Origin of the sequence: Pseudomonas sp. NPDC085632, assembly GCF_044541255.1 — a bacterium.
Lineage (GTDB): Bacteria > Pseudomonadota > Gammaproteobacteria > Pseudomonadales > Pseudomonadaceae > Aquipseudomonas.
The window spans coordinates 21191-34665 of the sequence record NZ_JBITSX010000035.1 but is presented as its reverse complement, the minus strand read 5'-3'; the positions used below and the strand labels follow the sequence as shown (position 1 = coordinate 34665).

General features: G+C 59.8%; 15 protein-coding genes. 11 read left to right on the top strand and 4 right to left on the bottom strand.

The genetic code is table 11. The features are described 5' to 3' along the window. Window positions 1-34 precede the first annotated feature (34 nt). The 4 genes from mscK (at window position 35) to ACIF4X_RS20225 (ending at window position 6018) form a co-directional block, all read left to right on the top strand. On the top strand, window positions 35-3388 hold the full coding sequence (gene mscK, locus ACIF4X_RS20240; protein ID WP_397483472.1) for a mechanosensitive channel MscK: 3354 nt from the start codon (window positions 35-37) through the stop codon (window positions 3386-3388). A 48-nt stretch (window positions 3389-3436) separates the two neighbouring features. Then, complete coding sequence (gene selO, locus ACIF4X_RS20235) at window positions 3437-4900, top strand: protein adenylyltransferase SelO (RefSeq protein ID WP_397483471.1); 1464 nt, start codon at window positions 3437-3439, stop codon at window positions 4898-4900. 90 nt (window positions 4901-4990) lie between these two features. Then, window positions 4991-5563, top strand: a complete 573-nt coding sequence (locus ACIF4X_RS20230; protein ID WP_397483470.1) for a hypothetical protein — start codon at window positions 4991-4993, stop codon at window positions 5561-5563. Window positions 5564-5580: 17 nt separating this feature from the next. Beyond that, complete coding sequence (locus ACIF4X_RS20225; protein WP_397483469.1) at window positions 5581-6018, top strand: hypothetical protein; 438 nt, start codon at window positions 5581-5583, stop codon at window positions 6016-6018. Window positions 6019-6045: 27 nt separating this feature from the next. Here the strand turns inward: ACIF4X_RS20225 and ACIF4X_RS20220 are convergent, their stop codons facing one another. From ACIF4X_RS20220 to ACIF4X_RS20210, 3 genes are all read right to left on the bottom strand, one after another. Then, a complete protein-coding gene (locus tag ACIF4X_RS20220; RefSeq protein WP_397483468.1) occupies window positions 6046-6501 on the bottom strand; it encodes a hypothetical protein in 456 nt (151 codons plus the stop codon). 99 nt (window positions 6502-6600) lie between these two features. After that, window positions 6601-7002, bottom strand: a complete 402-nt coding sequence (locus tag ACIF4X_RS20215) for a type II toxin-antitoxin system HigA family antitoxin (RefSeq protein WP_397483467.1) — start codon at window positions 7000-7002, stop codon at window positions 6601-6603. After that, window positions 6999-7295 (bottom strand): type II toxin-antitoxin system HigB family toxin, encoded by a 297-nt coding sequence (locus ACIF4X_RS20210; RefSeq protein ID WP_397483466.1) that lies wholly within the window; start codon window positions 7293-7295, stop codon window positions 6999-7001. The genes ACIF4X_RS20215 and ACIF4X_RS20210 overlap by 4 nt, the downstream gene beginning before the upstream one ends. 194 nt (window positions 7296-7489) lie before the next feature. On the opposite strand from ACIF4X_RS20210, the gene trxC reads away from it, so the two are divergent. Beyond that, the gene (trxC, locus tag ACIF4X_RS20205) at window positions 7490-7924 is read left to right on the top strand and encodes a thioredoxin TrxC (protein ID WP_397483465.1); all 435 of its coding nucleotides are present in this window, start codon (window positions 7490-7492) and stop codon (window positions 7922-7924) included. Between the two features lie 128 nt (window positions 7925-8052). On the opposite strand, the gene ACIF4X_RS20200 is transcribed toward trxC, so the two are convergent. Continuing rightward, window positions 8053-8823: a ParA family protein gene (locus tag ACIF4X_RS20200; protein WP_038360142.1), complete on the bottom strand. Its 771-nt coding sequence runs from the start codon at window positions 8821-8823 to the stop codon at window positions 8053-8055. Between the two features lie 356 nt (window positions 8824-9179). Between ACIF4X_RS20200 and ACIF4X_RS20195 the strand changes: the two genes are divergently transcribed. From ACIF4X_RS20195 to ACIF4X_RS20170, 6 genes are read left to right on the top strand one after another with little or no spacing between them, the layout of a single operon-like run. Further along, window positions 9180-9905 carry a beta-ketoacyl synthase chain length factor gene (locus ACIF4X_RS20195; RefSeq protein WP_397483464.1) on the top strand — a complete coding sequence of 242 codons (726 nt, stop codon included), beginning with the start codon at window positions 9180-9182 and terminating at the stop codon, window positions 9903-9905. Beyond that, the gene (locus tag ACIF4X_RS20190; RefSeq protein ID WP_397483463.1) at window positions 9881-10690 is read left to right on the top strand and encodes a lysophospholipid acyltransferase family protein; all 810 of its coding nucleotides are present in this window, start codon (window positions 9881-9883) and stop codon (window positions 10688-10690) included. Before ACIF4X_RS20195 ends, ACIF4X_RS20190 begins: the two co-directional genes overlap by 25 nt. Further along, window positions 10671-10931, top strand: coding sequence for a phosphopantetheine-binding protein (locus ACIF4X_RS20185; protein ID WP_016983882.1), 261 nt, complete (start codon window positions 10671-10673; stop codon window positions 10929-10931). Before ACIF4X_RS20190 ends, ACIF4X_RS20185 begins: the two co-directional genes overlap by 20 nt. A 9-nt stretch (window positions 10932-10940) precedes the next feature. Next, window positions 10941-11195, top strand: coding sequence for an acyl carrier protein (locus ACIF4X_RS20180; RefSeq protein WP_397483462.1), 255 nt, complete (start codon window positions 10941-10943; stop codon window positions 11193-11195). Beyond that, window positions 11192-11737: a hypothetical protein gene (locus tag ACIF4X_RS20175; protein WP_397483461.1), complete on the top strand. Its 546-nt coding sequence runs from the start codon at window positions 11192-11194 to the stop codon at window positions 11735-11737. The genes ACIF4X_RS20180 and ACIF4X_RS20175 overlap by 4 nt, the downstream gene beginning before the upstream one ends. After that, entirely contained in the window at window positions 11734-13413 is a 1680-nt protein-coding gene (locus tag ACIF4X_RS20170) for an AMP-binding protein (protein ID WP_397483460.1), read from the top strand. Before ACIF4X_RS20175 ends, ACIF4X_RS20170 begins: the two co-directional genes overlap by 4 nt. Window positions 13414-13475: the final 62 nt, after the last annotated feature.

The following is a 13475-nucleotide window of genomic DNA, read 5'->3' as shown; positions in this document are numbered from 1 at the left end:
ACTGCGTCCACTCTCACTTGCTTGACCGGTCTCTATGCCTACCCTGCGCTCCTTTTTCGCCGCGGCCCTGCTGGGCCTGAGTCTTACTGTCGGCCCGCTGTACGCCGCCGAACCACCGTCCAGCGACGCCGTGCAGGCCAGCCTCGACAAACTGGCCGACAGCAAACTGCCGGATGCAGACAAAAAGACCCTGCAGACCGTCCTGCAGAACACGCTCAATCAGCTGAACAATCAGCGTGATTACGAGCAGAAGCTGATCGATCTCAAGCAGCAACTGGCGACGGCGCCCAAGCAGACCATTGAAAGCACCCGCGAACTGACCCGCCTCAAGGCTACGGCCGTGGTGCCGGTGGCGCAGCGCTTCCCCAAAGAGTCGATCCAACAGTTGGAGCAGATCCTCACCGATCGCTCGACCCAGCAAAGTGATCTGCAAAAAGCCCTCGCCGACGCCAACAGCCTGATCATCACCGCGCAGACTCGTCCCGAGCGCGCGCAAGCGGAGATATCCGCCAGCCAGACGCGCATCCAGCAGATCAACAACATCCTCAAGTCCGGCAAGGACGCGGGTAAAACCGTCACCGCCGAGCAGCGCGACCAGCTGAACGCCGAACTGGCGGCGCTGAATGCGCTGATTCCGCTGCGTCGTCAGGAGCTGGCCGGCAACAGCCAGTTGCAGGATCTGGGCAACGCCCAGCATGACCTGCTCTCGGAGAAGTCCGACCGCCTCGACCGCGAGATCCAGGAACTGCAAACCCTGATCAACCAGAAGCGTCTGGCGCAGTCACAGGAAACCGTGACCCAGCAATCGATCGAAGCGCAGAAGGCCGGGAGCAGCAGTCTGCTGGCCATCGAAAGCACGGCGAACCTCAAGCTCTCCGACTACCTGCTCAAAAGCACTGACCGCCTCAACGAAGTCACCCAGCAGAACCTGCAGACCAAACAACAGCTCGACAGCCTGACCCAAAGCGATTCCGCGCTGGACGAGCAGATCAGCGTGCTCAAGGGCAGCCTGCTGCTGTCGAAGATTCTCTATAAGCAGAAACAAGCCCTGCCGCGCCTCAAGGTCGACCGCGATCTGGCGGATCAGATCGCCGACATTCGCCTGTGGCAATTCGACGTCAGCCAGCAGCGTGAGCAACTGAGTAATCCCGCCGCCTATGTCGACAACCTGCTCTCCACGCAGCCGCCGGAACAGGTCACTCCGCAATTGCGCAAAAACCTGCTGGATCTGGCCAACACCCGCGCCGACCTGCTGGAACGGTTGAATCGCGAACTGAGCGCCATGCTCAACGAGTCGATCACCCTGCAACTCAATCAGAAACAACTGCTGAGCACCGCGCAGGGGCTGCGTGCGACGCTCGATGAGCAGATGTTCTGGATTCCGAGCAACAAACCGCTGGACCTGGAATGGATGCGCGCGGTGCCGGAGCGCCTGAAACGCCAGGTCGACACCCTGCCGTGGGCCTCCAGCCTCAGCGAGCTGACCGACGGCCTGACTCAGCGTCCGTTGCTGTTCCTGCCGCTGGCACTGTTGATCGGCGCGCTGCTATGGCGGCGCAAAAATCTGTACGCGCGGCTGAACAAGGTTCACCAGGACATCGGTCACTTCAAACGTGACAGCCAGTGGCACACGCCGCAGGCGATCCTGATCAATATTCTGCTGGCGATGCCGGTGGCGCTGGGCCTGGCCTTATGTGGTCTGGCGTTGCAGATCGACGCTCGCGGACAGAACGCCAACATGGGCGCAGCACTGCTGCAAATGGGTCAGGCGTGGCTGGTGTTCTACACCGCTTACCGGATTCTCGCGCCGGGTGGCGTGGCGGAGTTGCACTTCCGTTGGGAAAAGCCGCAGGTCGAATTCCTTCAGGGCTGGATCCGTCGACTGGGTCTGGTGGTCATGGCATTGGTGACCATTGTCGCCGTGGCCGAATTGCAACCGGCGGCATTGGCCGACGACGTGCTCGGCATGCCGGTGGTACTGACCTGCTACGCCCTGATGGCGTGGCTGCTCAGTCGCTTGCTGATCAGCAGCCCGGCCCACGAGAACACCTCGCTGTTCCGCAAAGCCGTCGGCGTGATGTTCACCCTGCTGCCGATCGCGTTGTTCGTCGCCGTGTGCTTTGGCTACTACTACACCGCACTGAAACTCAGCGACCGCCTGATCAACACCCTGTACCTGCTGATGTTCTGGCTGGTGATCGAAGCGACGTTCGTCCGGGGCCTGAGCGTTGCCGCGCGACGTCTGGCCTATCAACGCGCCCTGGCCAAACGTCAGGCAGCGAAAGAGGCTGGCGATGGCGAAGCGGTGATCGAAGAACCGACGCTGGACATCGAAAAGGTCAACGAACAGTCCCTGCGCCTGATCCGTCTGGCCCTGCTCGGCGGCTTCATCGCCGCGCTGTACTGGGTCTGGTCGGACCTGATTTCGGTGTTCTCGTACCTCGACAACATCACCCTCTACGAATATACCAGCGGCACCGGCGCCAACATGAGCATGGTGCCGATCAGCATCGGCGACATGCTTGGTGCGCTGATCATCATCGGCATCACCTTCGCTCTCGCGCGCAACTTGCCCGGTTTGCTGGAAGTGTTCGTGCTGTCCAAGCTCAATCTCGCTCAGGGCAGTGCCTACGCGACCACCACGTTGCTGTCGTACGTGATCGCCGGCGTCGGCTTCGTTTCAACCCTGTCAACGCTTGGTGTGAGTTGGGACAAGTTGCAATGGCTGGTGGCGGCACTGTCGGTGGGTCTCGGTTTCGGTATGCAGGAGATTTTTGCGAACTTTATCTCCGGCATCATGATCCTCTTCGAACGCCCGGTGCGGATCGGTGACACCATCACCATCGGCAACCTGTCGGGCACGGTGAGCAAGATCCGCATTCGCGCCACGACCATCACCGACTTCGACCGCAAGGACATCATTGTCCCGAACAAGACGTTCATCACCGGGCAATTGATCAACTGGTCGCTGACAGACACCATCACCCGCGTCACGCTGAAACTCGGCGTCGACTACGGTTCGGATCTGGATCTGGTCAAGGAACTGCTGCTCAAGGCTGCCCGGGAAAACCCGCGCGTACTCAAAGAGCCCGAGCCGCATGTGTATTTCCTCAACTTCGGTGAAAGCACCCTCGACCACGAGTTGCGGATGCACGTGCGCGACCTCGGTGACCGTAACCCGGTGCTCGATGAGGTCAACCGCTTCATCAACCGCGAGTTCAAGAAGCAGCACATCAACATCTCGTTCCGCCAGATGGAGGTGTACCTGAAGAACCTCCAGGGCCAGGAATACAAGATGGTGCCGATCGAGCCGGAAACGAAAACCATCGTGCCGGTCGCCGACGATCAGAAACCGCTGCAAGAGCCGCCGCCGGCCAAACTCGACTAACCGGCCTATTCCCAGCAGAATGCTCGGACATTCTGCTGGAGCCGGCCCTTGAAAGCCCTCGACGAACTGACCTTCGACAATCGCTTCGCCCGCCTGGGCGATGCGTTCTCTGCTCACGTGCTGCCCGAGCCGATCGACAATCCGCGTCTGGTCGTGGCGAGCCCGGCGGCGCTGGCCTTGCTGGATCTCGACCCGGCGACTGCTGAAACCGAGGAATTTGCCGAACTGTTTGGCGGCCACAAGCTGTGGGCCGATGCCGAACCGCGCGCTATGGTCTATTCCGGACATCAGTTCGGCGGCTACACGCCGCAGCTGGGTGATGGTCGCGGTTTGCTGCTGGGCGAGGTCTACAACACTGCCGGCGAACATTGGGATTTGCACCTCAAGGGCGCCGGGCAGACGCCGTTTTCGCGCATGGGCGATGGCCGCGCGGTGTTGCGTTCGTCGATCCGCGAGTTCCTCGCTTCCGAAGCGCTATACGCGCTGAACATCCCGTCCTCGCGCGCGGCGTGCGTGATCGGCTCCGACACCCCGGTGTGGCGTGAAAAGCAGGAACGCGCGGCGATGGTCCTGCGTCTGGCGCCGAGCCACATCCGCTTCGGCCACTTCGAATATTTCTACTACACCAAGCGCCCCGAGCAGCAGAAGCAACTCGGCGAGCACGTGTTGACGATGCACTTCCCCGAGTGCCTCGAGCAACCGGAACCGTATCTGGCGATGTTCCGCGAAATCGTCGAACGCAACGCCGAACTGATCGCCAAGTGGCAGGCCTATGGTTTCTGCCACGGCGTGATGAACACCGACAACATGTCGATCCTCGGCATCACCTTCGACTTCGGCCCGTTTGCCTTCCTCGACGACTTCGACGCCAATTTCATCTGCAACCACTCCGATGATCAGGGGCGTTACTCCTTCAGCAATCAGGTGCCGGTGGGTCAGTGGAACCTCAGCGCGCTGGCGCAGGCACTGACGCCGTTCATCAGCGTCGAGGCCCTGCGCGAAACCCTCGGTTTGTACCTGCCACTGTTCCAGGCGCACTACCTCGACCTGATTCGCCGGCGTTTCGGCTTCACCACCGCTGAAGACGACGACCAGAAATTGCTGGAAGACCTGCTGCAGTTGATGCAGAACAGCGGCGTCGACTACACGCTGTTTTTCCGCCGACTTGGCGAAGACTCACCTCAGCAAGCTGTTGCCCAATTGCGTGACGACTTCGTCGACATCAAAGGTTTCGACGCCTGGGGCGAACGCTACGTCGCCCGGGTTGCCCGCGATGGTGACGCCGATCAGGAACAGCGCCGCACCCGCATGCACGCGGTCAATCCGCTGTACATCCTGCGCAATTATCTGGCGCAAAAAGCCATCGATGCGGCTGAACAAGGTGACTACTCCGAGGTTCGGCGCCTGCACGCGGTGCTGAGCAAACCTTTCGAGGCGCAGCCGGGGATGGAAAGCTACGCCGAGCGGCCGCCGGAATGGGGCAAGCATCTGGAGATCAGTTGCTCGTCGTGAGCCGAGCGATGTGACACTGCCGGGCATTCTGGCTTCATAGAACACCGCCGCGTACGGGACAACGCGGCGTTACAGGACAAGGACGTTGCAGTGCTCGGCTATCTTTCCGTTGGCATCACGGTGTTTCAAACGCTTTCAATGCTTATCTACGTCGGCGGCATCTGGGCGTGCCAGTTCAGACTCAACGCACTGCGCCGCGACGAACCTGCGCGGTGCGCGACGATCGAAGAGCACCGGCTGCTCGCCCTTTATTACCCCAAGGAAACCTTCGAGCGCGATGTTCACCTGTTCAGCGGCGCCTATAGAAAAACCGGCACCATGAAAGACTGGTCCGGCATGGACCGCATCGCTGAAATCCCGGTATTGCTGCCCGCACTGGCCCTGCCGTTTCTGAACAAGGAAGGCAACAACGAGGCCGAAATCATCTGCGGCAAAAAACGCGCTTATGTGATCCGCCTGAATGACGGCTACCACATCGAGGCGTTCGCCCAGCGTGTCGAGACCGACGAACGGGCTGATGCTCAGTGGAAGTTCGGTATTCCCGGCCCATGTATCGACGACGAAGAAACACTGATCCTCGGGCAACGCCTCGCGTATGAAATGTACGGGCACACGCCCTGTCTGCGGCGCTTTTTGGGGGCCTGCTCACCGGCCCCGCGGTGATGGTTCTCTGGAAACTCGTGGCCCTGTCCTGGTCGACTCGCCGGTTTGTCGCCAAGGCGCAACCCCTTCGCGAACTGAGCGATGCAGAAAGAGCCGCACTGGCATTCATGGACAGTCGGGCAATCGGCTTTATTCATCTGGTGGGGACGACCATTCTGCCGTTCAGGGAACTGGAGGCCGCGCAGGGCAAAGCCGCGGCGGTCTATCGGTTAAGCGGCCCGTTGAAAATTTCCGGATATGGTTCGCAATGGGGCGGGGAAGTGCACTACGCGATTCAAACCGTCGAGGTGTTCATGGCGGTGGATCAACTGGCTGATTTCACCCGCGATCAGAACATTGTCGACGTGGAGTTCTGCAAGAACGTCGGCATCGTATTGAGCTGCAACGACAGTTACTCGCTGGTCGATGCCAGCGCTGCGTGGAAGCAGCGCATCTTCGGCCTCGAAGCACAATAGCGCTCGCGAGACCGCGGCACCGCTGAGTTATGCAGCCTGCGCCTCTGCAGCTGGACGCTCGCCCTGTTTGAACAGCACGAAATCGCACTCTTCGCTGTCCGTGGCGGCGCTCTTGAGGAGGAATCCGATCACTAACCCGCCGCCAAACAGCACGCCCGTGAACCCGGAAAACGGCGGCTCAGCGAAGAACATGAAATAGAGTGTCGCAAGCATGCTGATCAGGAAGTACGGCCCCAGAATCAGCAACGCCAGCTTGCCGATACGGGTGGCTGTCTGCAGTTTTTTGTCCAGCACCTGACGGTCGGCCTCTTCGAGCAATAGATCCGAACTGCACTGATAACAGTTGATGGGCTGCAACCGAACCAGCTCGAAGGCCTGGTGATACGTCGGCTTGAGCGTGTAGCTGCAATGCCCGCAACTCATGCTTGCGTCTTTGTAAGGCGTGGAATCGGTAGGCGCTGCGGCCTCTTGGGTGGTGCTCATGACAGTTAATTCCCTTTAGATGAAAGCGCGCCTGAAAAAGCCGCGCGACATGCTAGCAGAGTGCAACTGCAATGGCGCTGGATGGCCCTGCCACGGCCTTCAGATGAATACATCTACTGGCAGCTTGAAGTGATCGGCCAGCCAACGGACCTGCCGTAAGTTAAGCTGGCGCTTGCCGCTCAAAATTTCCGAAACCACTGACTGAGGGCCGACACCGGGCAAATCGCTCTGGGTCAAACCATGTTCGCGCATCAGATATCCCAGCACTTCGTAACCAGGCGGCTTGGGCATTGGGTGATGAGTGTGATCCCACTCCTCAATCCAGTCACCGATGATATCCACCAGGCTCATTAAAGGATGGGATTCGTCATCGCCGGTCATTTCGAGTAACTCGTCGAGTGCTTGAACCAGTCCGTCGTAATCACTTTCGTTTTTCGGTTTGCGCAGCAATGGCGAGACGAACTCCCAGTGCTCGGCGGCTTTTTTGATCAGAACACTCATGCCTTCGACTCCTTCCATTTACCGCGATCATATTCGCGATGATCCAGCACATATTTGATATACAACTTTTGTGGTCGGTATCTGACGTAGGCGATCAACCTCAGTTTATTACCGCCAATATCGAACACATGAAATTCACCCACTTTATCAATAGCCGGGAACAGCGCCTTCATGGCGACAAAGTCCAACGGTTTGCTTCCTTTTGCCACTTCAAGCCAGTGATCCAGTGCGGTGGCCGCTTTCGGCCATTTATCTTTCGCTTCTCGTATCCGTTTTGCAGTGATGACATGCATGCAACATCCTTATCGCATTTTGCTATGGGGAGTTAATCACAGATCAGGATTATCGCAAGTTGCGATACCTCCAAGCAGACCAACGGACCTGCTCGGCGTGCTTCAGCCTAGAATCACCGCCGAACCCTGCACGATTGAAAATATGAGCAAACGTCTCCAACTAAGGGGTATCAGCTCTTCACCGGACCACGCTCATGACCGACCCACTACTCATCCCCTGCCCCTCCTGCAACGGCCTCAACCGCATCCCCGCCGAGCGCCTCGCGGACCAGCCCAAATGCGGCCGCTGCAAATCCGCCGTGCTGTTGAGCAAACCGTTTGAACTTAAGCAAAGCGACTACGCCAGCCAGATCAAAGGTGATCTGCCGCTACTGGTGGATGTCTGGGCGGAGTGGTGTGGGCCGTGCAAGTCGTTTGCGCCGGTGTTCGAGCAGGCTGCGGCTCAGTTGGCAGGCAAGTGCCGTTTGGCCAAGCTGGATAGCGAGGCCAATCAGCAGTTGTCGGCGCAGTTGGGGATTCGCTCGATTCCGAGTTTGATTCTGTTCAAGAACGGAAAGGAAGTGGCGCGGCAGAGTGGCGCGTTTCCCTTGCCGCAGTTGATGGCGTGGCTGCGTAGCCAGGGCATCTGACCCACCACCGAACCTTGTGGGAGCTGGCTGGCCAGCGATTGCGGTGGATCAGTCACTAGAGATACTGAATCTTCCGACCTCATCGCTGGCAAGCCAGCTCCCACAGGAATGGGGGGGGTTGCGAAAGATCAATGATCTTCGAGCAGATTGTGCAGTTCGACGAACTGCTGGGTCAGCTTGTGCCGAGGATCGAGGTGGATCAGCGGCATGCTGGCCTGGTGTGATTCGCGCATGCGCACCGAACTGGTGAGGTACACCGGCAACACCGGCAAACCTTCAGCGATCAGCTCATCAAGAATCTGCTGTGGCAGGCTCGCCCGGGCCTGGAACTGGTTGACCACGATGCCTTCGACTTCCAGACCTTCGTTGTGGTCGTCCTTCAACTCTTCGATTTCCGCGATCAGACCATACAGGGCCTGACGCGAGAAACTGTCGCAATCGAAGGGAATCAACACCCGATCAGCGGCAATCAGCGCCGACACCGCATAGAAATTCAGCGCCGGTGGCGTATCGAGGTAAATCCGGTCGTAATCTTCGGACAGCTCATCCAGCAACTTTCGCAGCTTGTTGATCTTGTGCTTGGCTTCAAGCTTGGGCTGCAAGTCGGCCAGTTCAGCGGTCGCCGTGATGATGTGCAGGTTGTCGAACGGCGTTTCGTAGATATCCGCCTGGTTCTTCTTCGAGAACGGCCCCGAGGACAAGGTCTGCTTGAAGAAGTCGGCAATACCCATCGGGATGTCGTTGCCGGTGAGCCCGGTCAGATACTGAGTGGAGTTGGCCTGGGCATCGAGGTCCACCAACAGCGTGCGATAACCCTCGCTGGCGCTGACCGCCGCCAGATTGCAGGCAATGCTCGACTTGCCTACGCCACCTTTCTGATTGAACACCACGCGCCGCATGACCAAACCTCCGTGTATCAAAGAATGACCGAGTGTAGATGCGCGCGACCTCGCTTCGCTACCTTCATGGACGTGGACTACAGCGTCAGGGGCAAAAATCCACGGACAGTTAGCGCAAAAACCGCCATTGATCGCCGAGATACCCGACAGACAAGCCGCCGACAATCTGGATAATGGCCAAGTGACAGTTTTCTTGCGAACCATTCCGTACATTTCATTGCGCAAAATGTAACCAGCATTTGCTACACACTCCTCTCACCGGGATAATGCGCGCCACTCGGCGCCCTGCGTCACGTCAAGCCTGCTGCGGCTTTGGCGACTAAACGCGTCAACGAAAGCCCGCAGGGGCGGGATGAATGTCCGTGATCAACTTCAACATCGCCCAATGGCGCGCGTGGGCCCCAGGCTTCGACAGCGTGGACGCCTGGCAGGCCTGGAGCCGACAACCGGTCGTGCTCCAGCGCAGTGATGCCGCGCCCGATGTGTCGTTTTTGCCGGCCATGCAGCGCCGCCGCCTCAGCCGACTGGCACGCATGGCGTTCAGCGTTGGCTGGCCCCTCGCCGACGGACGGGAGAATCTGCCACTGGTGTTTGTTTCGCGTCACGGCGAAACCCCGCGTACCTACGAGATCCTCAGCGATCTGGCCAACGAACAGCCGCTGTCGCCGACGCAGTTCAGCCTGTCGGTGCACAACGCGATCATTGGTCTGTGGTCGATCATGCGCGGAGAAACCAGCGAAATGACCGCCATTGCCGCCGCTGGCGACGGTCTCGAAAACGGCATGCTCGAAGCCGCGGCGCTGCTCAATGAAGGTGCCCCGGCAGTGTTGCTGGTAATCACCGAAGAACAGCCGCCCGCAGCGTATTCGGCGTGGATCGACGACGTGCCGTTTCCTTATGCCCTCGGCCTGTTACTCACCCCCGGTACCGACTGGCGGCTGACCCTGAACAGCATCACAGAAACACGGTCAAAAGCGCACTGGCCCCACGCGCTGAATCTGTTGCGCACCCTGCTCGGCCAGCAACCCCTTTGCCAACATGCCTGGAAAAATCGTGTATGGACCTGGCAACGCAACCCGTGATCGAGAAAAACCGCGACGCCTATTACTGGCGCCTGCTGGCCACCGCCGCAAGCTTCGCCCTGTTCGGGCTTGGCGGGCTGTGCCTGCGCGTGCTGGTGTTTCCGCTGCTGGGTTGCCTGCCCGGTGACGCCCTTGCACATCGCCAGCGTGCGCGGCAGACCGTCAGTCGGCTGTTCTGGTTTTTCGTGCGGTTCATGGCCCGCACCGGCGTGTTGACCTACGACATCCAGGGCGCTGAACGCCTGGGTCGACCGGGGCAGATGATCATCGCCAACCACCCGTCGCTGATCGACGTGGTGTTTCTGATCGGCCTGGTGCGCCAGGCCAATTGCGTGGTGAAAAAAAGCCTGTGGGAAAACCCCTTCACCCGCGGCCCGCTGCGCAGCACTGAATACATCAGCAACGACGGCAGCATGGACATGCTCGATGCCGCCGCCCAATCCCTGCAAAACGGCCAGACCCTGATCATTTTCCCCGAAGGCACCCGCACCCAGCCGGGGCAGGCGCCAGCCTTCCATCGGGGCGCCGCTGCAATTGCCCTGCGCGGTGCGAAAATCCTCACGCCGGTGATCATCAAGGTCAGCCCGACCACATTGACCAAAGCCGAACCCTGGTATCGGATCCCCAGCCGCCGCGTGCACTTCAGTTTTCGCGTCGGCGCCGATATAGACCCACAGACTTTCGCCGCGCAGGGGCCCGCACCCCAGGCCTCGCGCAAGCTCAACGATTATTTGCACAACTATTTCATTAAGGAGCTCGCCGAAGATGAGCGATCTGAATCGTGACATCAAACTGCTGATCATCGACGCCCTCGGCCTGGAAGACATCAGCGTCGACGACATCGGCGACGAGCAGACGCTGTTCGGCGAAGGCCTCGGCCTGGATTCCGTCGACGCGCTGGAACTGGGCCTGGCCATCCAGAAAAAATACGGCATCAAGATCGACGCCGACGCCAAAGACACCCGTAACCATTTCACCAACGTGGCCAGCCTTGCGGCGTTCGTCACGGCAAAACAGGCAGCTTGAGACCGGACCATGCAAACTCGTGACGATATTTTCAACACCCTGCGCGATGCCTTGGTCGAGCTGTTCGAACTGGATCCTGCCCGTGTGAGCCTGGAGTCCAATCTGTATCAGGATCTGGAAATCGACAGCATCGACGCGGTCGATCTGATCGATCACATCAAGCGCCAGACCGGCAAGAAAATCGCCGCCGAAGAATTCAAATCGGTGCGCACGGTTGGTGACGTGGTCGAGGCGGTCTACCGTCTGGTTCAACCGGCCACATGAGCCGACTGATCGGCCTGGGCCTGCTGCTGGCCGGTCTGCTGTACCCCTTTGCGGTGTATTTCGGCATGGAGCATTTCGCTCCGTGGCAGTTCGGCCTGCTGTTGGGCAGTCTCTGGCTGGCGCGGGCGCTGACCGGCGAGCGCAAGCCCGGCAGCCTGTGGATGGCTGGCGTGGCGATCATATTTTGCCTGTTGCTGGCACTGTTCGACAGCCCGCTGTTGCTGCGCTGGTATCCGGTGCTGATCAGCGGTTTCATGCTGGTGCTGTTCAGCCTGAGCCTGAAATTCGGCCCGCCGATGGTCGAGCGCCTGGCGCGCTTGCGTGAACCACAGTTGCCGGACATTGCGATTCGCTACACGCGAAAGGTCACGGTGGCCTGGAGTGTGTTTTTCTTCTGCAACGGTTTGTGCGCCGCCCTCCTGACCCTGTGGGCGCCGCTGAATTGGTGGATGTTGTACACCGGCCTGATCTCCTACGGATTGATCGGCCTGATGTTTGCCATTGAATGGCTGATACGACAACGGGTAAGAGGCCGTACATGAACTGGATAAAACTTGAGCAGCTGATGCTCAAGCCTGTGCCGGCGCGGGCCATCAGCCACACGCCGGCACTCGATCACGCGCACCTGTGCGAAAAGGCGCTGAGCATTGCCGCCGGTCTGCAAGCGCAGGGCGTGAAGCGCCTGGCTGTGCATCTTGAGGATGCCGCCGAACTGGCCATCGCTTTGCTGGGCGCATGGCGTGCCGGCGTCAGTGTGCTGCTGCCTTCGGATCTGCAACCACAAACCCGCCAGCGCTGGTCAGCTGAAGTCGATCGGTGGCTGACGGATCAAGCCGATGACGCGCAACTGAGCGACTTTAATCAGCCGCCGTTGCCCGGTGCCGAACTGGATCTCGACCAGTGCCGCCTGAGCCTGTGTACGTCCGGCTCCAGCGGCGAGCCCAAGCGTATCGACAAGTCCCTGCGCCAACTGGCCAATGAAGTCGAAGCGCTGGAGCAGTTGTGGGGCGCGGATCTCGGTGAAGCTTGCATCATCGGCAGCGTCGCCACTCAACATATTTACGGTTTGCTGTTTCGCGTGCTGTGGCCGCTGTGCGCCGGGCGCACTTTTGTGCGACAGCAACTGGCCTTCCCGGAAGATATGCAGCGCGCCAGCCGCGAATATCCGGCCTTCGCCTGGGTCGCCAGCCCGGCGCTGCTCAAACGCATGGGCGACAACCTCGACTGGCCAGCCCTGAGCGCCGTGCGCCGGGTGTTTTCCTCCGGTGGGGCGTTGCCGCTTGAGGCCGCGCAAAGTCTGCAACAGCGCTTGCAGCAGTGGCCGACAGAAATCCTCGGCAGCTCGGAAACCGGCGGCATTGCCTGGCGTCAGGGTGAACAACTGTGGCAACCGTTCGCCGGGGTTGAATTGAATCAGGACAGCGACGGTGCGCTGTTGATCAGTTCGCCTTATCTGCCCGCCGGCCATGTCGAGCACACCGCCGATGCTGCACGCATTGCCGCCGACGGTCGTTTTGAGTTGCTGGGACGGCTGGATCGCATCGTCAAGCTTGAAGAAAAACGCATCTCTCTGCCGATGCTGGAACAGGCCTTGGTCGCCCATGATTGGGTCGCCGAAGCGCGCCTGGGCGTGGTTCAGGAAAACCGTGCTTCCCTCGGTGCGTTGCTGGTGCTTAGCGAGGCCGGCCTGTTTGCCTTGCGTGAACACGGACGCCGCAGCCTGACTGAAACCCTGCGCCAGCATTTGCGCCAACACTGCGAAGCCCTGGCCCTGCCCCGGCGTTGGCGGCTCGTGCGCCAATTACCGTTGAACAGCCAAGGCAAGCTACCGCAGGCCGATATCGAAGCGTTGTTGATGACGCCGCGACCGAAAGCGCCGCACGTGCTGTCGCAGATCGAGACTGAGGGCGAATGGAGTTTGCAGTTGAGCGTGCCGCCGGATCTGGCCTACTTCAGCGGCCACTTCCCTAAAGCTCCGGTATTGCCCGGCGTGGTGCAGGTGGAATGGGCGCTGAACGTGGGTCGCCAATTGCTCAACCTGAAAGGTCCGTTTGCCGGTATGGAAGTGCTGAAATTCCAGCAACTGGTGCGCCCCGGCGATGAAATCCAGCTGCATCTGCGCTTTGATCCAGAGCGCAGCAAGTTGTATTTCGCTTATCGCAATGACACGGCGACCTGTTCCAGTGGGCGGATTCTTTTGGGTGTAGAGCATGATTGACCTGGGTGAGTGCTGCGCACTCAATCGCGAGCAGGCTCACTCCTACAGGGATCGCTGTTTTC